The sequence below is a fragment of the Roseofilum reptotaenium CS-1145 genome, assembly GCF_028330985.1.
GTDB lineage: Bacteria > Cyanobacteriota > Cyanobacteriia > Cyanobacteriales > Desertifilaceae > Roseofilum > Roseofilum reptotaenium.
The window spans coordinates 1-20,677 of the sequence record NZ_JAQMUE010000008.1; the positions used below are offsets into that span (position 1 = coordinate 1).

The following is a 20,677-nucleotide window of genomic DNA, read 5'->3' on the forward strand; positions in this document are numbered from 1 at the left end:
ACTTTTCCCCATTTTTCGCGACATCTATCAGTTCTTGACGTTGCTCTGTACTCAATTTAATGCGATACTTAAGCTTGGGGTTACTCATAGGTACCTCCGATAACTCTTACCCACAATTTTAAGCTTGCCAGTCCACTACTGGATCTCTCCTTTAGCAATCTCCAGCTAGGCTTTTAATCACTAAAGTGATTACTACGAACAAAGCCCTATTTTTGATGGGCATTGCCCACTACTATTGGTTGATTAGGGCAAAAAATCCCGAAAGTAGTCTCGATATAATCGACAACTGGGGAAGACATTATTACCCTGTCGTTTCACTAATCCTAAACTGTACAACTTGTAAGCATCCATGGAGTCCAAACGCACGGGAGTATCCGATTCAATCACTGCCGATAACGCCTTCACTAAATCAGGATGCTGTTGCACAATATTCCAGAGATGGCGCAGGTGATTGACATAAATTCCGGCTTCTGTGGGTGCTTCTTTTAAGAGCAGTTCCAAGGAATCCGGGTCAGTGCGATAATGGGAAAATGCTTGCTCAATCAGATAAGGATGACCTCCTACCATTTCCATCAGTTGCTCTACAGAAGATTGACTCCAATTCTGTTGATGCTGTTGGGCAAATTCTTGCACCTGGGAAAGGGTAAATTCTGATAATTCAATGGGCACGCCAACATTAAAGGGAGATTCGTTAATGTTTAGGGGAATATAGACTTCCGTGGAATGGACAACAACCAAACGCAACTGCTGCCAAACCGATTCCACTTTTCCCCGCTCGTGCCAGGCTCGAAGTAAGCCTAAAAATTCCGAGGCAACTTGAGGATAGGGAAAAATTCGGTCTACTTCATCTAAGCATAAGATAACGGGAGATTTGGCTTTGGGAAGCAGATAGTTCTGCACATAGTCGGTGGTATCGACTTTGGAGGTGGAAAACTCTTCATCCCAGTAATTTTTCAACTGATTGGGAATGCCTAAACTGTGCCCGAAACTGATACAAAACCATTTGAGAAAGGCATCAATATGGCTGAAGTCGGTTTCATGGGCTAGGTGAAAGTTGAGATAGGCAAACCGATAACCTTCCTGAGTCAGTTGCACTAAAGTTCTCGCCATGAGTGCAGTTTTTCCCATCAGACGGGGGGATTTTATCCTCAATAATGCACCGGGATGGATGAGGGCACTGTGGCAAGATGATTCAATGGGAGGACGTTGGATGTAAAGGGGCGAGGGGTTTTGCAGCAGGAGAGCGATCGCCGGGCTATCCTCTGGCCGATCTGTGGTATCCTCGAAAATGGCGATCGCCTCCACATCCTGCTCCAGTCGTTCGCTAATCTCCTGGAAATTCACATTATCCACCGCTTTCCCATTCAGATAGTTACTCACCGTCGCCAGAGATAGCTGCAACTCATCTGCCAAATCTTTCTGACGGGGATAATCTTGGCGTTTCACGGCTGCTTTAACCTGGGAAATAAATTGGGGGGCAACTTTTAGCGATCGCGACATGATAGAGTACTGATGACCTGATTTCACTATAGCCGCTTTCTATACCTACCCCCCGAACTCAGGTATAACTCAGTTATACAAAAATTTTAGGGGCGCAAAATTTTGCGCCCCTATTAGATTGATATTTATAGCGTTTCTTCTAGAGTTTTCTGAGCTAATTTTGAGCCATACATAATTAAGCTTAAGGTTGCTAAAGTCCCGATCGCATAAATTGTACCTTGAACTATCTGTCCTCTGATCCCTAAATCCAGACTGGAATTCCCTAATTGGGTAATATCCCCGATTAAAGAACCAATATAAGTATAACCAACAATACCCGGAATCATACCGATCGATCCCAAAACATAATCTTGAAGAGAAACTTGCATCACTCCAAAGGTATAATTGAGTAAATTAAAGGGAAAAATAGGAGATAAGCGAGTTAATAATACAATCTTAAATCCAGATTTAACAACTGCCCGATCGAGGGCAAGAAATTTGGGATATTGGGAGAGTTTGCGGATTGCCCAATCCCTCGAAACATACCGTCCTAATAGAAATGCCAAAGTTGCCCCTAATGTGGAAGCAATAAATACATAAATCGATCCCCAGAATACGCCATAGATTGCACCACCACCCAGGGTTAAAATGACAGCGGGAATTAATAGTACAGTAGCAAGATTATACAAGAGAATATAAGCGATAATACCCTGTTGAGAATATTGAATTGAGATCAGGAGGGTTTTGAGCAAGTCCTGCATATTTTTCCCTTGCAGAACGATAATCATGAAGGCAACACCAGATGCAATTAAGATTAAGGCGATCGCTCGTTGACCTAGACCCCTGTTCATCTGATTAACTCCATCTTCTCCAACTCTGAGCTAAGAGTTAGAATACTTCATGCTGGTGAATCTAACCTGAAATTCTGCTGAGGAGAAGATGAAAATATAGGGCTTTACGCTGGGAATGGGTGATGGTCGCTTTATATTATCCTCGCTAGAGGCAATTGTCCCCAACGCCTACCCATTTTTAATTGATCTAACCACCGACATGCTGCAAGGCATCTTCAGCAGCTTTTTTCTCAGCTTCCTTTTTGCGACGACCTTGACCTTCTCCATACTTTTTCCCCTTTACCCAAACTTCAACCCAGAAAATTTTCTCATGATCTTCTCCCGCTTCTTTAACTAATTTATAGTCTGGTGTTTGTTGATATTCTTTCAATGCCCATTGCTGAAATTTTCCTTTACTATCAATTAAGTTGGGAAGAGTTTGATCGTCCGATGACTCTATCAAATCATCAGCAATGTCTGTAAACAAACGGGTGACAAACTGCCGCACTTTGACGATACCAGCATCTAAATAATATGCACCAATAATGGCTTCTAATGTATCACTGAGTAAAGCTGGATTGTTCTGGGCATTGTTTTGGATTGCCCCTTTCCCCAAACGCATCAGGTCACCTATACCTAATTCTCCGGCTAATCGCGCTAATTGCTTTTCATCGACTAATTTAGAGCGCAATCGTGTCATTTGAGCTTCTGTAATGTTTACGGAACTGCCGTACCGCTTATAAATGAGTTCACTGACCAAAAACCCTAAAACCGCATCTCCCAAAAACTCTAATGCTTCGTTATCTTCGAGGGTATCTGAATGCTCATTTGTATAGGATCGATGGGTTAAAGCATGAAGCCAAAGAGCTTCATCTTTTAGGGTTGGCAGTTGAATGGGTTGACTGGAACGAGGCATATACTATCTCAAAATAGTTTACCATTATATCACTTTTTCTATGAACAGGTCAACCGGAGATTGCTCAACTGCACATCCAATCAAGGATTACAGAAACCGCGAAGCAGTTAGGACTGTCTTTTAATTCACCCAACTTATTCCCTATTCCCTTTTGCATTATTGTACAACCCAACAGGTTAAGGAGTCCCTTAAATAATCCCATTCGATGTCAGAAATCAAGCCGCAATCACGAAACTCAGCTAAGACCTGCTCCAGACTTTTCCAAGCATTTCGTCGGTCAATGCGATCGCGAGCTTCCTGAAGAGCAGAAAAGGGATTGGAATGAATACCGACTAAACACCCCATGCCGGAATAATCTCCTTTTAGACTCATTAGATCTACATGCCAATATTGTTCGTCGAAATAAACCTGAATAATCCAACCTTTATAATAATCAATCATGGGTTCTTTGTGGAAATAAAATCCGATCAATTCTTGATTTTGATCCCCTACTTCGATACCTTCCTCTCATCCGGATCGCTGCGGTCAATTGACCAGGCTTAGGGTTGGGACTGGGGCAAGGTTCCAGGGCGAATAGAAATCTCTACTTTCTGACCTGCTCGATTAACTTCTAAAAACAATAATTCGCCCACGGTAGATTGTTCTACTAGCTCTTGGACTTCCGTGGCCTTTTGTACAGGAATTCCATCGACCCTCAGAATAATATCTCCAGGTTGTAATTGGGAATTTTCCGCTGGGGAATTCTTGACAATTCCTGTAATAATCACTCCTTCATTGAGGCTTTCAGCGATCGGGAATTGCTGTTGTTGCAATAAAGATTTAGCGGCAGGGGTTAAATCGACCATTTGAATGCCCAAAAACGGATGTTCGGCTGTACCTGTGGTAAATAATTGATCGGCGACCCGTAGGGCAGTTTCAATGGGAATGGCAAATCCCAATCCTTGGGCATCAGCACGAATGGCTGTATTAATGCCAATTACTTGGCCCTGCTCATTTAATAAGGGTCCTCCGGAATTTCCCGGATTAATGGCGGCATCAGTTTGAATAAAACGCACGCGCTTATCCGGAATACCGACTTGAGCGCTCGATCGCCCCGTGGCACTAATAATCCCAGCCGTCACCGTATTGTCTAAACCTAACGGATTGCCAATGGCGATCGCCCATTGTCCCGGTACTAAAGGCTCTGAGCCACCGATTTCTACCACAGGCAAGCCCTGAGCCTCAATTTTAACTACAGCAATATCCGTCACCCGATCTCTACCCAAGACCACGCCCTCAAAAGTTCGCCCATCTCGAAGCGTAATATCTACCACATCTGCACCTTCAACCACATGGGCATTGGTAATCAACTGTCCTTGGGTACTCAAAATCAACCCCGATCCCGTTCCCCGCTCTAACCGTTCCGGTTCAGCAGGGATATCATCTCCAAAGAACCGATCCAATAACGGATTGCGAAACGGTGGAGAAATCTGAGATTTTACTCGTCGAGTCGCATCAATTCTGACTACGGCCGGTCCTACTTTTTCCACAGCTCTAGCAATAAAATTAGTGGGGATAGGCTCTGTTGATTTAGCGATCGCCGAAGGTTGAGGTAAGGGAGGCAACACAACAGGAAGCGCAGAAGAATCGGAATAGCTTAAAACCCGATCTCGCTCCAGATATCGGCTCCCTAGCCAACCTGCACTACTTCCCATAACAAATACACCCAGATAAGCGATCGCTCGTTTAACCAATAAGCTCATAGCCTTTTATCCACCCAGAAGATTCTGATTACCATGAAGAATACAAGTGCAAAAATACATCTTGTTTACTATCGACACCTTAAACTAACTCCCTTAATTTTAGCTTCCCATTTTCAATTCCCTTTTACCTCTATAGCGATTCTCTCTTCTATAGCGTACAGCTTGAAGCCTTAGACCCTAAACCATACAAGCTATTGCCTATTTCCTATCCCCGATTCCCTATTCCCTAGCGCGAAGCGCTATTTTAAGCAGCAGCTTTTTCACACTGATGGTATGATGGGCACAGAAATTCAGCAAAAGGGTGAATAGGTTATGGCAAAAGCACCGATATCTCCTGTGGTGCTGGTCATTTTAGATGGCTGGGGTTACCGTGAAGCCACCGACGGAAACGCCATTGCCGTCGCGAAAACACCCATAATGGATAGCCTACAGGCAGCTTACCCTAATACATTAATTCAAACCTCTGGAAAAGCTGTCGGGTTACCTCAAGGGCAAATGGGTAACTCAGAAGTGGGTCATATGAACATTGGCGCAGGCCGAATTGTAAAACAAGAACTACTTCGCATTAGTGATGCAGTAGAAGAAGGTTCCTTACCAGAGAACCCCGCTTTACAAAAGGTCTGTGAGCAAGTCAAATCTCACTCTAGCAAACTCCATCTGATTGGACTTTGCTCAGATGGAGGGGTTCATTCCCACCTAGACCATCTATTGGGATTACTAAAACTAGCCAAAACACAGGAGATTGAACAAGTCTGTATTCATGCGATCATGGATGGTCGTGACACCTATCCCACCGATGGGGTGAAAAACCTGGAAAAACTGCAAGCAGAACTCAACTGCATGGGAGTCGGGAAAATTGTCACCCTCATGGGCCGCTATTATGCCATGGATCGCGATCGCCGATGGGATCGGGTGCAAAAAGCCTATCAAGTCCTCATCGACGATACTATTACTGCTCAAGGGGACGCGATCTCACTCTTAAAAGCATCCTATGAGCAAGGAATCACCGATGAGTTTGCGATCCCTGTCCGTTGCGCTCCAGGTTCAGTAGAACCGGGGGATGGCATAATCTTTTTTAACTTCCGCCCCGATCGCGCTCGGCAGCTTACCCAAGCCTTCGTCGATCCCGATTTTGACGGATTTGATCGGACTCTCATCGATCCCCTGTCCTTTGTCACGTTTACCCAATATGACTCCCATCTGCCGGTGTCTGTGGCCTTTGAACCCCAAGACCTGAATAATATTTTGGCAGAGGTTTTGGCCCAACAAGGACTACAACAGTTTCGCACCGCAGAAACCGAAAAATATGCCCATGTAACCTATTTCTTTAATGGGGGACTCGAAGATCCAGTAGAAGGAGAAGACCGAGAATTAATTCCCTCTCCCCAGGTTCCCACCTACGATAGCCAGCCGAGTATGTCTGCTGAAGCCGTGACGGAAACGGCGATCGCTGCCATTGAAGAACAGGTTTATTCTATGGTAGTGATGAATTATGCCAATCCGGATATGGTGGGTCATACAGGAATCATGGAAGCAGCCGTTGAGGCCATTGAAACGGTCGATCGCTGCTTAGGTCATCTGATCGAGGCGATTGGTAAAGTCGGAGGAACCACAATTATTATTGCCGACCATGGCAATGCCGAACTCATGTACGATGAGAAAGGGAATCCTTGGACAGCCCATACGACGAACCCCGTGCCTTTTATCCTGATTGAAGGTGAAAAGCGTAAAATTCCCGGCCATGGCAACAATGTTGCCTTGAGAAGCGATGGTTGTTTGGCAGACATTGCCCCTACCATCCTGGAAATTCTACAAATTCCTCAACCCAAGGAAATGACCGGGAAATCCATGTTTCAGAACCCTGTCTATGAAGTGCAAACCAATCGATCGCCGGTTTCCCTCTCTCGGTAAACCCGCACTTCTGGCTCCATGATTGTTTATTCCATTTCACCTTATGAGTGTTGTCAGTATCCTACAAATTGTTTGGGCCATCTCAGCCTTTAGTCTGGTGGTCTTAATTCTTCTCCATAGTCCGAAAGGAGACGGTATTGGCGGTATTGGCGGCCAAGCCCAATTATTTACCAGTGCTAAAAGTGCTGAAACAACCTTAAATCGGACAACCTGGGCTTTAACTGTTCTCTTTCTTGGCTTAACGGTAGTGTTAAGCGCTGGATGGTTAGAACCCGTTGGTTAATGCCATGGCTCCTTGGCGATGGATAGCCAAAAGGTTAAACCTTTCCCGTCAAGGTCTATGCTTAAGATCTTGCATGGGCATGATGATGCGACCCATCGCTTACGCGATCGCCACAGTCTTGTTGGCGGTCTTTTCTTGTACAACCATTCTAGCCCTTCCCCCCAGAATTAGGGTTTCTCCACCGCAAGCCCATCCCCTCCCCCCCCTTTTAGCCCAATGGCACGATCCGGAAGAACTTGGAGACTATTTTGAAGCCATTAAACCCCTCAAAATTGGGTATTTAATTTGGTCTCAATTCCCCGTACAAGTGGGTCTCGATATCGAGACCCCCGATCCGCGTTGGGTTGAAGCCGTCACCCGTGCCATTCAGGAATGGCAAGCCTATTTTCCCTTAGAAATTAGCGATCGCCCCGATCAAGCCCATATCATCATTCACCGACAGCGCCCTCCCCTCAAACTCGGCCCCGATGGTCAGCTTGGACGCGTGCGATCGGCTACCACTAACTATGAACTCTATCTTGGGTCTCTCCCCCATCCGCCCGATCGGGAATACCTGCTCCATCGCTGTGAAATCTTCCTGACTCCAAATCAAACCTCAGAATATACCCTCGCCACTGCTCGTCACGAACTGGGCCATGCGATCGGCATTTGGGGCCATTCTCCCGAACCCACCGATGCGCTCTATTTCTCCCAAGTGCCCAATCCTCCCCCCATCTCCTCCCGCGACCTCAATACCTTGAAACGCATTTATCAACAACCCACCCACCTCGGTTGGCCAGTGCCGTCACAACACTCTCGTCTATGGGGTTACAAGATCTCTCTACCCACCCTGCCCAGCCTTCAGTCTCTACCTACCCTACCTCCCCTCCCGATGCTTCCTGCATTGCCCAAACTCCCCCAACTGCCGAAATTACCTCCTTATCCTAAGCAATCTTATCTAAAAGTTGGCGGCGTTTCTGTTCAAACTCATACTCAGTAATCAGTCCCTCTTGACGCAAAGCCTCTAACTGCCGTAGGGCATCCGCTACCGACTCCACCTGGTCTCGGATCGGGCCAGTAGGTGTAGAATCCTGCTTTGGCCAGAACTTTGACCAATTCACTTGGGGGATTTTCAGTCCTGGAATAACAGGAACCGGGCCGGGATAATTCTGGTTAAATTCTTCATCATTTTGTACCAAATACCACACACCATCAATTGCGCTAGCCACATGGGGAATTGGAGTCCAAGACAATAATAAATAGATCGCTCCCCATAAAGGTTGACCTAAATAAAACTTATGCAATCCGGCGATCGGAATCAACATCCCAGAAAACGCCAAAATCATACCCACTTTTCGACTCTTTTCCTTATTCAACACCTCATTTCACCTATAAAGCCCATCCTAATCTGCTTATACATATAATAGACCCTCTGATAGCCCTAAATTTCGTAGAATTACTCTTCTTTTCTCAGTATGCCCAATCAGGTAGGAATTAAGTGAAGGGATTTATGCGGAGGAAAAAAGTATTGAAAAAGCGTGGCACTCGCTAAAACCTTCGATCTCTAGGTGATACCGAAACATCACAATTTCCAAGAGTGACAGAAAAGGATTAGAGTAGACGCTTATTGATCAAAAGGTTATCTTAGAAAAGCTATTATACCCTAGCTATAGTAGAGTGATGCAAGTTACAATCTAGGGAGAGATGAGATGATTTTTTCTAGCTATTCCCCAGGAAAAGAAGTAATTAATGATGCCTCCCGTACTAGGGAGAATCATGATTATGCTAATTAATAAATTAGCAGAGAAAATTGAACTATAAATTTCATCATATCTGGAGGTTAAATTGACTAAGCAAATCGTTTCTCAACAAAAAAACGCTCACTTCTTCCCTTTACGCCTTATTCTTGTCCTTCCTTTTATTACCCAAATTATTGTAGCAGTTAGCCTAACGGGATATTTTTCCATCCGCAACGGTCAAAAAGCAGTCAATGATGTTGTCCGTCAACTCCGCCAAGAAGTTGTTGCCCGCGTTAAACTTCACTTGACCAGCTTTATGGCTAAACCCATTGAAATCAATCAAATGAATGCCAGAGCGATCGCTCTCGGTATGCTCGATATTGGCGATCGCTCGGAATTAATGCAACATTTTTGGAATCAGAGTCAGAGTTTTGGCCAAACCGTACCGCTCTTTATTTTCTTTGGGAATGCTGCTGGAGGTTATGCAGGTGCGGGATTATTTGATTTGGGCGAAAAGAATATCGAATTAGCTTATACACCGGATTTCAAGCCAGGGGGCTTACATAGCTATGTCGCCGATGAAATGGGTTATGAAACCTCGCAACCCTACTATGAAGAAGATGGCGCGATCGTTGCCAACAATTATGATTCACGGCAGCGTCCTTGGTTTCGCGAAGCAGTAAAAGCAAAAAAAGCGACTTGGACAGATGTTTATATCTATGCAGAAGGAATTTTGGGAACAACAGCCAGTCAACCCCTTTATGACAATGACGGCCAACTTCTCGGCGTTACAGCCGTAGATTTTTCCTTGGAGGGAATTAGCAAGTTCTTGGGTCAAATTGAAGTCGGAAAAACGGGTAAAGTTTTTATTATCGAGCGCGATGGCTTTCTGGTGGGTAGTTCCAGCGACGAATCACCTTATGTCAAAGCTCTCACAGGAGAAGAAGCACAGAAATTGCCAGCAAATGAGAGTGAAATGCCCTTAATTCGTCAAACAGCCCTAGCAATACAAGAAAAATTTCAAGGTTTTGAATCGATCGACGAGGAAAATCAACTCGAATTTATGATTGATAGTCAACGTCAGTTTGCCAGCATTTCCCCCTTTCAAGACAATTATGGTTTGGATTGGTTGATCGTTGTCGTGGTTTCCGAAGCTGATTTTATGGAGCAGATCGATGCCAATACCCGAAATACGGTTTTACTCTGTCTTTTAGCACTCATCGCTGCTGCACTCCTCGGACTCTATACCTCGCGCTGGGTGACTCAACCCGTTTTGGGTTTGGCGCGATCGGCAGAAGCCCTGTCTCGCGAAGATTTAGAGCAGGAAGTCTCTGGCGGGACAATTTCCGAACTCAATACTCTTGCGAATGCCTTTAATCGCATGGCAATCCAGCTTAAAGCATCATTTGAAACCCTCGAAGGCCGAGTCCGAGAGCGAACTGCGGAACTGGCGATCGCCAAAGAAAAAGCCGAAATTGCCAATCAAGCCAAAAGTACTTTTGTTGCCAATATGAGCCACGAGTTGAGGAGTCCCCTCAATGCCATTCTCGGTTTCGGGCAAATTATGACCCGCTCCCAAACATTGCCCAAGGAACATCAAGAAAATGTCAGTATTATCAATCGCAGTGGCGAACATTTGCTCACCTTGATTAACAACATCTTGGATCTCTCGAAAATTGAAGCTGGACGCATAACCCTCAATGAGAAAAACTTCGATCTCCATCAGCTTCTCGGAGATATTGAAGATATGCTCCACCTCAAAGCCGAAGCCAAAGGACTGCAACTTTTAGTCGAGCATACCAACGAGATCCCTCAATATATTCGCACCGATGAAGTCAAACTGCGTCAAGTGTTAATCAACCTCATTAACAACGCCATTAAATTTACCGAAGAAGGGGGCATTTCCGTTCGAGTGGGCAAAGAATCCCAAAACGAAAATTCGACTCGCATTCTATTTGAAGTCGAAGATACCGGAGCGGGAATTGCTCCTGAAGAACTCGACAAGCTCTTTGAAGCCTTTGTCCAAACCGAAAGCGGAAAACAAGCACAAGAAGGAACCGGCTTAGGTTTGCCCATTTCTCGCAAATTCGTGCAACTGATGGGAGGCGATATCCAAGTCAAGTCGCAAGTCAACAAAGGCACGACCTTTTCCTTTGAAATCAAAGCTACCATCGTTAAAGAGAGTGATATTGAACGTAAAGCCCCCAAACGTCCAGTTATTGCTCTCGAAACCAACCAACCCCGCTATCGCATCCTCATCGTCGATGACAAACCCCTCAATCGCCAACTTTTAATCAAACTCCTCTCTCCCTTGGGATTGTCACTCAAAGAAGCGAGTAATGGACAAGAAGCTATCGAAATCTGGGAAGAGTGGGAACCGCAACTGATTTGGATGGATATGCGAATGCCAGTAATGGATGGCTATACTGCCACGCAAAAGATCAAAGCAACAACAAAAGGGCAAGCCGTGGCAATAATTGCTCTCACTGCAAGCGTCTTAGAAGAAGAAAAAGTGGTGGTACTATCGGCCGGGTGCAACGATTTTATGAGGAAGCCATTTCGAGAGGAAGAGATTTTCCAGAAGATGGAAGAACATATCGGAGTGCGCTTTCTTTACGAGGAAATTGAGAGCGCGCCGAGTAAAGAAGAAGAAATTCAAGAATCCATTGAAGAAAAAATAAAAGCGTTACCGGACACCCTAAAAGAGAAATTACAAGATGTTATCTTGAGATCGGATTTAAGTGGGATCGCTGGGACAGTTCTAGAAATTCGTCAATTTGATGAAGTTCTGGCGGAAACTGTGCAACAATTCTGCGATCGCTTTGAATACGATAAAGTTCTAAATTGGTTGAGCTAAACTGCGAAGTATATAGGTGTCTGACTAATACACAAATCTTGATTATCAAAATTATGAACTTTAATTCCATTGATCCAGAACCAGGAAACATTCTTGTTGTTGATGATACTCCAGCCAATCTTCAACTCTTAATCCGTATATTATCAGAACAAGGTTATAAGGTTCGTCCTGTACCTAACGGACGATTGGTTTTTCAAGGAATTCATCGGGAGTATCCTGATTTGATTTTACTTGATATTCAAATGCCAGAAATGGATGGTTATGAAGTGTGCCAGAAGTTGAAAGCTGATGAACGGACGCGAGATATACCCGTGATTTTTATTAGTGCCCTCAACGATGTATTTGATAAAGTCAAAGCGTTTGAGATAGGAGGAGTTGATTATATGACTAAACCTTTTCAGGCAGCAGAAGTTTTAGCTCGCGTTAAAACGCATATCATGTTATCCAAATTGCAAAAAAAATTACAAGAGAAAACAGAAATTCAGGACAGAAAACTGCAAGAAAAAACTATTACACTAGAAAATACAGTGAAACAATTAGAACGTACAAATCGTCAACTAGAAAGTACGAATTTTCAATTGGGAAACAATTTAGAGGAACTAAAAAAAGCCCAATTACAATTAGTGCAAAGTGAAAAAATGGCAACACTAGGTCAACTGGTGGCTGGAGTTGCCCATGAAATCAATAATCCTATTGGGTTTATTGATGGAAATATTAAATATGCTTTTGAATATATTCAAGATTTAATTCGATTAGTAGATCTTTACCAAAATGAAGGGCCGGATCGTGATGAACAAATCCAAGAATACATTAAAGAAATTGAACTGGATTTTTTGGTTGAAGATTTACCGAAAACAATTACATCGATGAAAAACGGTGCTGATCGCATTCGCAATATTAGCAAATCCCTCCGCACGTTTTCTCGTAGAGATAGCGATCGGAAAGCTAATTTTAAAATTCATGAAGGAATTGATAGTACATTATTAATTTTAAAATATCGCCTCAAAGAGACTGGAGAACGTCCCAAGATCGAAGTGCTTAAAGAATATGGTGATGTGCCGGAAATTAACTGTTTTCCAGGAAAACTCAATCAAGTGTTTATGAATCTTCTCTCTAATGCGATCGATGCCCTTGATGAGGCCTTACAAAATCCTTCTCATTCTCAACCTCAACGGATTACCATTAAAACTGAAGTGGGTGCAGAAAAAGATCAAATCATTGTCTGGATTGAAGATAATGGCATAGGAATGGCAGAAGCAATTCAAAAGAAAGTTTTCGATCATTTATTTACGACTAAAGGTGTGGGAAAAGGAACGGGTTTAGGACTTTCCATTTCTCGGGAAATTATTGAAGAACAACATGGGGGAAAAATTTGGTTTGAATCGGAATTTGGGAAAGGGACGAAATTTGCGATCTCGCTCCCACTGTCTTAACGTAATCCTCTTTTATCAATGCGCCGAAATGACTGCTTCTGTTTGCTTCTGATCTCAAATCCGGTTATCCCATTTCTCTTTAAGATTGCCATTAATCGATCCTTAGGAGGCAAGGGACTGGGGGCCCTTTTTTAAAGCGCATCATCATAGAGAAATGGTATTAGACAGTTGTCATTGCGATCGGAGGGAAGCAATCACCAAGATTGGGGATTGTTGCGATTGCTTCATTCCACTGGCGCGACCTTTGCAATAACATATCGTAACTGATTATTCGGATTTGATCTGACTTGCTAGTGTGACGACATCCATACTCGATAGTTACTACGAATAATAACAACCCATCCTTACTTGTGCATCTTGAGCTACATATTTGTGGAGCAGTAATTGTCCATTTATTGTCTACTCTACTTTTCAGCTCTTTGCCTTCCCTCTTATTCTACCCCTCTTTCAGTACACTGACAAAAGAGGGGTATCCTATTCTCTGCGTCCCCATGTCCCCGCATCTCCGTGTCTCGTGATTTCCCCATTCCCTATAAATACGGAAAACCGAATTTTACTCCCATCTCCCACTCCATTAGAATAAAAGCAGTGCATCATCTCAATGCCCTTAACACCATCAGTAAACCTATCCAAAAAAAGCCATGGGATTTTTTGATTCAGAAATTGTTCAACAAGAAGCAAAGAAACTCTTTGAGGATTATCAATCCCTGATCCAACTTGGCAGTGACTATGGCAAATTCGATCGAGAAGGAAAAAAGCTGTTCATCGAACAGATGGAAGCCTTAATGGATCGATATAAAGTATTTATGAAACGCTTTGAACTCTCCGAAGACTTCATGGCCCAAATGACCGTTGAACAGCTCAAAACCCAGTTGGGGCAATTTGGAGTCACCCCACAACAAATGTTCGATCAAATGAATTTCACCCTAGAGCGGATGAAATCTGAACTGGAAAAACAATCGTAAATGTTGAACCCATCCTATGGCTGTGGTCGGGGAAATTCACTTGGAGAACGGAATTTCTCGACCGGTTCATTCGCCAAAGCTTTGTGCATAAAATCGCGCCAAATCGGAGCTACAAATGTACCTCCAGTAACTCCCTTAGCCAGAGGTCTATAATCATCATTGCCCACCCAAACCGCTACAGATAATTGGGGCACATAACCCACAAACCAAATATCCCGCTCCGAAGTTGTGGTTCCCGTTTTACCAGCCGCTGGACGGCCCAATCTAGCACCAGTAGCCGTTCCCCGTGAAATCACCCCTTGTAACGTGCTATTGAGAGAAGCCACCGCCCAAGGATCGAGAATCAGCTTCGGCTTAGGCGTATTATCCAATAAAACATTGCCATGGCTATCAATCACTTGGGCAATAAACGTCGGTTGTGAATGCCAACCATTGTTCGCAAACGTCGCAAACGCACCAGCCATCTCTAAAGGTGTTAAGTCAACCGATCCCAAAGGTAAGGAAATTACCGGGTCCATAGGACTTTTAATCCCCAAATTACGGACGACTTCAACCACCTTATTCAGACCAACCGCTTGACCAATTTTAACCGCTGGTACATTCAAAGATACTTCAAGAGACTTTCGCAAACTTACCGGCCCGGAAAAACTCCCCCCATAGTTTTGGGGAGAATAATAGCCACTACCATCCCGATACCTGACTGGCGAGTCATTTACCACCGACTCAGGTGTATATTTGCCACTGGCAAATGCCGCATAGTAAACAAACGGTTTAAACGAAGACCCCGGTTGTCGTTGCGCTTGCACCGCTCGGTTATATTGACTGGTTTCATAGTCAAACCCTCCGACCATAGCTTTCACAAAGTGGGTGCGAGGGTCAACCGCTACAAGAGCTAATTGTCCATTATCGTAATCGTAATAAACACCTCGGCTATAGAGGCGACTATGCCAATCCTTAACCGTTTGCTCGGCAATTCGTTGGAGCCTCAGATCGATGGTGGTTTGAATCCGCAATCCGCCTTTGACCACCATATCGCGACCAAAGCGGTCTGAGAGTTCTTGAATTACTGCCTCCGTTAAATAGGGCACTTTACTTTGACCAAAAGAAGTCACCCGTCCCACCAATAACGGCTGTTCTTTCGCTTCTTTCTCTTCCTCAGCCGTAATCCAATTCAATTCTCGCATCCGCCCCAAAACGATCGCCTGCTGTCGTTTGGCTAACTTATAATCCACAAAGGGGCTAAAACTCTCGGGCGCTTGAATCAAACCCGCCATCATTGCTGATTCTGCCAACGTTAGATCCGCTGCCGCTTTGGCAAAATAACTTTGGGCAGCCGTCTCTACTCCATATGTATTATGACCCCAGTACACCTGGTTCAGATATAGTTCTAAAATCTCATCTTTGGTCAGAATTTGCTCTAAGCGCAGGGCTAAAACCGCTTCAGCGACCTTCCGGCTCAATTGCCGCTCTGGAGACAGAAACAGGTTTTTCACCAACTGCATCGTAATGGTGGAAGCCCCCTCTCGAATCCCTCCCTTCTCAATATTGGCTAACAATGCCCGACCGACACTACTGGGATTAATCCCATTGTGCTGGTAGAAATGGGAATCCTCGATCGCCAACACCGCCAGTTTCAAATGGGGAGAAATCCGCTCTAGAGGAACCACTTCCCGGTTGGCCTCATCATGAATCCGGGTCAGCAGTTCACCATTAATATCGTAGATATAACTGGTCTCTGTCGGCATATAGCTTCTCAGGCTGCGGACATCCGGCAGATTCCGAAAACTTAAGGCCAAACCCACCAGTCCTCCAGCAAAGATAGAACTGGTGAGCATCATCACTCCCAAAATCGTACCCCCTGCCACTTTGCCCACACCTTGGACAAATTGAAGGGCCGGGGTAATAGATTTAGATGGCTTACGACTGATAGTATTAGACGACACGGTGATTTAACTTCCTCAGCTCGAACAAATGGATAGGGATAAGAACCAGACCTTGAGTCTTAGGGGATGGATGAATGGGGACTGACCCATAGTTTAACCTGTACCCGCGATAAGTGTTAACAGTTATTACAGAGATTAGCAAAATATTAATGGATTATAGAACTTCTGATCCCATGACAAGTATCAACTCAACCTGGAATTGGCTGCATCGCGGTGTAAGTGAAATTTTTCCCGATCGCCCCGATAGTCACGATCCTGATGAGAACTTACAACGACGCATTGAGCAGTCCGGACAACCGTTGAGAGTAAAATTAGGCATCGATCCCACTGGGACAGATTTGCATCTCGGCCATAGTATTGCTGTGCGGAAATTGCGAGCCTTTCAGGATGCTGGCCATACAGCAGTTTTGATTATTGGTGATTTTACCGCTCAAATTGGTGACCCAACCGGAAAATCTGAGGTGCGCCGTCAATTAACGGGCGAACAGGTGAAGGAAAATGCCCAAACCTATTTGGATCAATTGCGTCCTATCCTAGATTTTGAGACTCCCGGACGGTTGGAAATTCGCTATAACTCGGAATGGTTGAGCCAGTTGGATTTAAGTGAAATTTTAAAACTTTTGGCCACGATGACGGTGGGCCAAATGTTGGCGAAAGAAGGCTTTGCTGAACGCTATAGCCAGGAAAATCCGATCTATCTCCATGAGTTTCTCTATCCTCTGATGCAAGGCTATGATTCTGTGGCAGTCAAGGCTGATGTGGAGTTAGGAGGAACTGACCAAAAGTTTAATATTGCCGTGGGTCGAGATTTACAGCGCCATTTTGGACTTAAACCTCAGTTTGGTTTGTTAGTCCCGATTTTGCTGGGGACGGATGGAGTGCAGAAAATGTCGAAATCCTTGGGCAATTATGTGGGAGTGTGGGAGAATGCTGTCACCATGTATTCTAAGTTGGAAAAAACTCCGGATTCGATTATTCAAGATTATGTGGAGTTGCTCACTAATCTTTCTTGGGATCAGTTACCAGACAATCCTAGGGAACGGCAAAAGGTATTAGCGTTGGATGTGGTAACTCAGTATAAGGGGCAGGAAGCGGCTTTAGAAGCTCAAAAAGCAGCGTTGAGTCAAGGAGAAGCGGGAACGATTCCTGAGTTTAGTTTGCAAAATGTGGAGTTTCCAGCCAAGTTATTTTACATTGTCAGCGCAGCGGGATTATCCAAGGGATCTTCGGAAGCGAGGCGTTTGATCCAAGGCGGTGGGGTAAAATTAGCTGGGGAAAAAGTGAGCAATCCCAATTTAGTGTTTGAACAAGCTGAGGAGATGGAGGGCAAAGTGTTGCAGGTGGGTAAAAACAAGTTTGCGCGGTTGATGAAATAAGGAGGGGAAAGTATGACGGCTGGCCACCGCATTATCGTGCCGTTGGATGTTTCAAGTCGGGAAGAGGCGATCGCTCTTTTGGATCGATTGCCCGATGTCGAGTTCTGGAAAGTGGGCCTCGAATTATTTGTCAGCACTGGCCCCAGCATCCTCGATGAACTCAAACAACGGCACAAGCGCATTTTTCTCGACCTCAAATTTCATGATATCCCCAATACCATGGCTGGAGCCTGTCGAGCCGCCGGACGCTATGGGGTGGACTTGTTGACTGTCCATGGAGTGGCCGGTCGAACCGCCTTGCAGCGTGCCCTAGAAGCCGCCAGAGAAGGGGCGGAATCGGTGGGATTATCCCCTCCGAATCTGTTAGCAATCACCTTGCTCACAAGCTTAAATTCGCGAGATTTAGCCTTCGATCTCAAAGTGCCTGTGGAGTTGCCTGAATATACTCTACAGATGGCTCTACTCGCCCAGGAATCGGGCATTCAGGGGGCTGTCTGTTCTCCTCAAGAAGCGACCCAACTGCGGCGTGTCTGTGGTGACGAGTTTCTGTTGGTTTGTCCGGGGGTACGCCCGACTTGGGCTGAAGGGGGAGACCAGCGACGGGTGATGACTCCCCAAGAGGCACTTAAAGCAGGGGCGAGTTATTTAGTGATTGGGCGACCCATCACAGCGGCTACCGATCCCCAAGGAGCCTGGAGGCGGATTATTGATGAGCTTACAGGTTAAATCCGATGCTGTTCTGGAACTTGACCCTTGGACATCCTTGGGTTGTGTATGAAGGTTCAGAAGTTAGGGTTGCCTCAACTCCAGCGCTTTGCAATGTTGTGGAGTGCAAGGGCAAGGTCGCATCCCCAAAGCTATGTACCACGATCCTATTCCCTATTCCCCATTCCCTATTCCCTAGCGCTTTACGCGATGGGGATAATTTTGAGCAGTTAATCCAGGATATGGTGCAGGATTTTCCCGGTTATGCTAATCGGATGATTCAGCGTCAGCGCGACTTGATAAAACCGAATCCTTTACCCTCAGTCATTACGGTGGGAAAACCCGATTTTGACCCTTTACCGCTTCCCTTTGAAGAAGAGATTCCAGACAATTCCCGTCAAGTGTTTCTCACCTCCTTAGAGCGCACCTATGAAGGGTTGAGCATTGTCGATCGCCAAGTCTATTATTGGCTGTTTTTGAGCGAGACTGAACAGGGATGGGAGTTGGTCTTACTCTTGTCTGCAGTGACGGATGGGGAGCGGTTATTTCGTTTACCAGAGAGTCGAGAAGCCGCCATTTCCGAGGCGATTCGGATTTGGCTGCGCGATTATCAGTTTAATCAGAAAGCGAGTTTCTATAGCAGCGAAAGGGAGAGTTAGGACATTTTCTATTGCGATTCGTGCCTATTGCCTCAAACCATAACCTCACTGTCCTAATCAACTCTTTCACTGCTATATCAGCAAGCGATCTCACTGACCGAGAAGTTGGAAGCCGCTCTACCCTTCTGTATCTGTCTGACTAAATGAATGATGGAGATGATTAAAAATGAGAACATTGAAGATAAGGCGATCGCGGCAGACAGTTGGCTGGAGGTAGGCCAGGTTATGTATGCGGGTGACCCAGGTGGCATTATGGTGAATATTATCACACCCACCCAACCTTATTGTTTATCTTTAACTCATATGAGGATCTGGATTAATGCTCCTGCTCTGGGGAGAAGGCAGTACTTTCGCAATAGTTAATGAATGGGTAAGCTGATAGTGAAAGTGCTGCCCTCTCCCAATTTGGAAACGACGTTGACGCGCCCTCCCATGCCTTCGATCAGGGTTTTGACAATGGATAAGCCTAAGCCGGTTCCGCCTGTGGAACGGGCGCGAGCGTCGTCAACGCGGTAAAAGCGCTCGAAGATTCTGGCTTGATGGGCTAGGGGAATGCCTTCACCCCGATCGCACACTTGCAGACAAACGCGGTCGCTCTCTTTATCGAGTTTCACGGTAATTACGGTGTCAGGGTCGGAATATTTGACGGCATTATCGATTAAATTAAGCAAGACTTGCTTTAAGCGATTGCGATCGCCTTTAATCTCCACCGGCCACTCCCCTAAATCCAGTTCTATACTCCGGTTGCTATACTGTTGCGCCATATCAACAACTTCTAAAACTAAGTCGGTTAGGGATATCTTGTCCAGTTCAAAATGAATGTGTCCATTATCCGTCCGTGCCAGTTCTAGCAAATCTTGCAACAATTGAATCGTGCGATCGGCTTCTCCTGCTGCGGTTTCCAGGGCTTCCCGTTGAGGTTCGGTAAGATTTTTTCCCCGTCTTAGGGTACTTTGCAAATAGCCATGGACAATGGTTAACGGGGTTCGCAACTCATGGGAAACATTGCTGACAAATTGCCGCTGATGTTCCCAAGATTCAGATAAGCGCGAGAGCATCAAATCTAAGGTTTTAGTCAACTCTTGTAGTTCGGAAGGAGCTGGATCTAAGCTGAGGGAAACTTCCCCTAAATCTTGTGCCGAAATTTTAACTGCATATTCGCTAATTTTACGCACCGGATCGAGCGATCGCCGAATATAGACCGCCATCATAATCACAATCAGGAGCAATGCAAACACGCTCACCCCGATCAAATTCCTGAGCATTTCCAGAAGCATTTTTTGCTCTGAGGTGATATCTTGAGCCAGATAGAGTTTACCCAAGTGTTGCTCATTTGCCCTGAGTGGGCCGGCACAGAGAACCAAATAGCGCCCTTTGTAGGGGTAGACTTCCGGTTGAATGGGAGCATTACTAATGTTGAGGAGATCGGCATTTTCGGGATAGAGCGATCGCTGGAGATTGGGCGATCGGGCAATAATTTCACCATCTGGAGCTTGAATCCACAAAAAAATATTTTCAGCGCTTACATCTTGAATCACCATTTCTAAAGTTTCACGCTGGCTAAAGCGTTGACTATAAATCTTGATATCATTCGGTAAGCGTTCGGCAATGTATTCTATATTTTGTTTATGGGTTAAGACCAATTGTTGCTGCATTTTTAAGCCTGTGGCAATGGCAACTGATCCTAATCCAATTCCAGACACGATTGCTAGACCCAGCGTGAGACGAAATTGTAGCGAGTTAAACTTAAACTTAAATCGATGCCCTAAATTTTTAATTAACATGCTCTCATCTGTGCCAGTAACTTCCCCTCACCCCTACAGATTAAGTTGCAATTCTGAGAAAAGCCTGATAATGCTC

Annotated in this window: 18 protein-coding genes; 10 read left to right on the forward strand and 8 right to left on the reverse strand. The window is 45.0% G+C overall.

Features of this window, described 5'->3' with window-relative positions; translation table 11 throughout:
- Positions 1 to 243: 243 nt before the first annotated feature.
- The 5 genes from PN466_RS00840 to PN466_RS00860 all read right to left on the reverse strand — a co-directional run bounded on the left by PN466_RS00840 (position 244) and on the right by PN466_RS00860 (position 4,967).
- Positions 244 to 1,527, reverse strand: coding sequence for an AAA-like domain-containing protein (locus PN466_RS00840; RefSeq protein WP_271936172.1), 1,284 nt, complete (start codon positions 1,525 to 1,527; stop codon positions 244 to 246).
- A gap of 98 nt (positions 1,528 to 1,625) precedes the next feature.
- Entirely contained in the window at positions 1,626 to 2,330 is a 705-nt protein-coding gene (locus PN466_RS00845) for a TVP38/TMEM64 family protein (RefSeq protein WP_271936174.1), read from the reverse strand.
- 187 nt (positions 2,331 to 2,517) lie between these two features.
- Positions 2,518 to 3,225, reverse strand: a complete 708-nt coding sequence (gene rnc, locus PN466_RS00850) for a ribonuclease III (RefSeq protein WP_271936175.1) — start codon at positions 3,223 to 3,225, stop codon at positions 2,518 to 2,520.
- Between the two features lie 156 nt (positions 3,226 to 3,381).
- Entirely contained in the window at positions 3,382 to 3,666 is a 285-nt protein-coding gene (locus PN466_RS00855) for a hypothetical protein (RefSeq protein ID WP_271936177.1), read from the reverse strand.
- A 98-nt stretch (positions 3,667 to 3,764) separates the two neighbouring features.
- Positions 3,765 to 4,967 (reverse strand): HhoA/HhoB/HtrA family serine endopeptidase, encoded by a 1,203-nt coding sequence (locus PN466_RS00860; RefSeq protein WP_271936178.1) that lies wholly within the window; start codon positions 4,965 to 4,967, stop codon positions 3,765 to 3,767.
- Positions 4,968 to 5,279: 312 nt separating this feature from the next.
- Between PN466_RS00860 and gpmI the strand changes: the two genes are divergently transcribed.
- Genes gpmI through PN466_RS00875 form a run of 3 tightly spaced genes read left to right on the forward strand, consistent with a single transcriptional unit; the run spans position 5,280 to position 8,140 of the window.
- Positions 5,280 to 6,878, forward strand: a complete 1,599-nt coding sequence (gene gpmI, locus PN466_RS00865) for a 2,3-bisphosphoglycerate-independent phosphoglycerate mutase (RefSeq protein WP_271936179.1) — start codon at positions 5,280 to 5,282, stop codon at positions 6,876 to 6,878.
- A gap of 43 nt (positions 6,879 to 6,921) precedes the next feature.
- Positions 6,922 to 7,161, forward strand: coding sequence for a preprotein translocase subunit SecG (gene secG / locus PN466_RS00870; RefSeq protein WP_271936181.1), 240 nt, complete (start codon positions 6,922 to 6,924; stop codon positions 7,159 to 7,161).
- A 4-nt stretch (positions 7,162 to 7,165) separates the two neighbouring features.
- Positions 7,166 to 8,140, forward strand: coding sequence for a peptidase (locus PN466_RS00875; RefSeq protein ID WP_271936182.1), 975 nt, complete (start codon positions 7,166 to 7,168; stop codon positions 8,138 to 8,140).
- On the opposite strand, the gene PN466_RS00880 is transcribed toward PN466_RS00875, so the two are convergent.
- Positions 8,085 to 8,519 (reverse strand): NINE protein, encoded by a 435-nt coding sequence (locus tag PN466_RS00880; RefSeq protein WP_271936183.1) that lies wholly within the window; start codon positions 8,517 to 8,519, stop codon positions 8,085 to 8,087. The two genes, PN466_RS00875 and PN466_RS00880, sit on opposite strands and share 56 nt — an antisense overlap.
- 466 nt (positions 8,520 to 8,985) lie before the next feature.
- Here PN466_RS00880 and PN466_RS00885 point away from each other — a divergent pair, with 466 nt between their 5' ends.
- The 3 genes from PN466_RS00885 (at position 8,986) to PN466_RS00895 (ending at position 14,134) form a co-directional block, all read left to right on the forward strand.
- The gene (locus tag PN466_RS00885; protein ID WP_271936185.1) at positions 8,986 to 11,736 is read left to right on the forward strand and encodes an ATP-binding protein; all 2,751 of its coding nucleotides are present in this window, start codon (positions 8,986 to 8,988) and stop codon (positions 11,734 to 11,736) included.
- A 53-nt stretch (positions 11,737 to 11,789) separates the two neighbouring features.
- On the forward strand, positions 11,790 to 13,169 hold the full coding sequence (locus tag PN466_RS00890; protein WP_271936187.1) for a hybrid sensor histidine kinase/response regulator: 1,380 nt from the start codon (positions 11,790 to 11,792) through the stop codon (positions 13,167 to 13,169).
- 641 nt (positions 13,170 to 13,810) lie between these two features.
- Positions 13,811 to 14,134, forward strand: a complete 324-nt coding sequence (locus tag PN466_RS00895) for a DUF1825 family protein (RefSeq protein WP_271936189.1) — start codon at positions 13,811 to 13,813, stop codon at positions 14,132 to 14,134.
- A gap of 14 nt (positions 14,135 to 14,148) precedes the next feature.
- On the opposite strand, the gene PN466_RS00900 is transcribed toward PN466_RS00895, so the two are convergent.
- Positions 14,149 to 16,077, reverse strand: coding sequence for a transglycosylase domain-containing protein (locus PN466_RS00900; RefSeq protein ID WP_271936191.1), 1,929 nt, complete (start codon positions 16,075 to 16,077; stop codon positions 14,149 to 14,151).
- 173 nt (positions 16,078 to 16,250) lie between these two features.
- On the opposite strand from PN466_RS00900, the gene tyrS reads away from it, so the two are divergent.
- The 4 genes from tyrS to PN466_RS00920 all read left to right on the forward strand — a co-directional run bounded on the left by tyrS (position 16,251) and on the right by PN466_RS00920 (position 19,180).
- The gene (gene tyrS, locus PN466_RS00905) at positions 16,251 to 17,453 is read left to right on the forward strand and encodes a tyrosine--tRNA ligase (RefSeq protein ID WP_271936192.1); all 1,203 of its coding nucleotides are present in this window, start codon (positions 16,251 to 16,253) and stop codon (positions 17,451 to 17,453) included.
- Between the two features lie 12 nt (positions 17,454 to 17,465).
- On the forward strand, positions 17,466 to 18,179 hold the full coding sequence (gene pyrF, locus PN466_RS00910) for an orotidine-5'-phosphate decarboxylase (RefSeq protein ID WP_271936194.1): 714 nt from the start codon (positions 17,466 to 17,468) through the stop codon (positions 18,177 to 18,179).
- Between the two features lie 221 nt (positions 18,180 to 18,400).
- A complete protein-coding gene (locus tag PN466_RS00915; RefSeq protein ID WP_271936196.1) occupies positions 18,401 to 18,817 on the forward strand; it encodes a hypothetical protein in 417 nt (138 codons plus the stop codon).
- 156 nt (positions 18,818 to 18,973) lie between these two features.
- The gene (locus PN466_RS00920) at positions 18,974 to 19,180 is read left to right on the forward strand and encodes a hypothetical protein (RefSeq protein ID WP_271936197.1); all 207 of its coding nucleotides are present in this window, start codon (positions 18,974 to 18,976) and stop codon (positions 19,178 to 19,180) included.
- On the opposite strand, the gene PN466_RS00925 is transcribed toward PN466_RS00920, so the two are convergent.
- On the reverse strand, positions 19,177 to 20,601 hold the full coding sequence (locus tag PN466_RS00925) for a sensor histidine kinase (protein WP_271936199.1): 1,425 nt from the start codon (positions 20,599 to 20,601) through the stop codon (positions 19,177 to 19,179). The two genes, PN466_RS00920 and PN466_RS00925, sit on opposite strands and share 4 nt — an antisense overlap.
- Positions 20,602 to 20,677 lie beyond the last annotated feature (76 nt).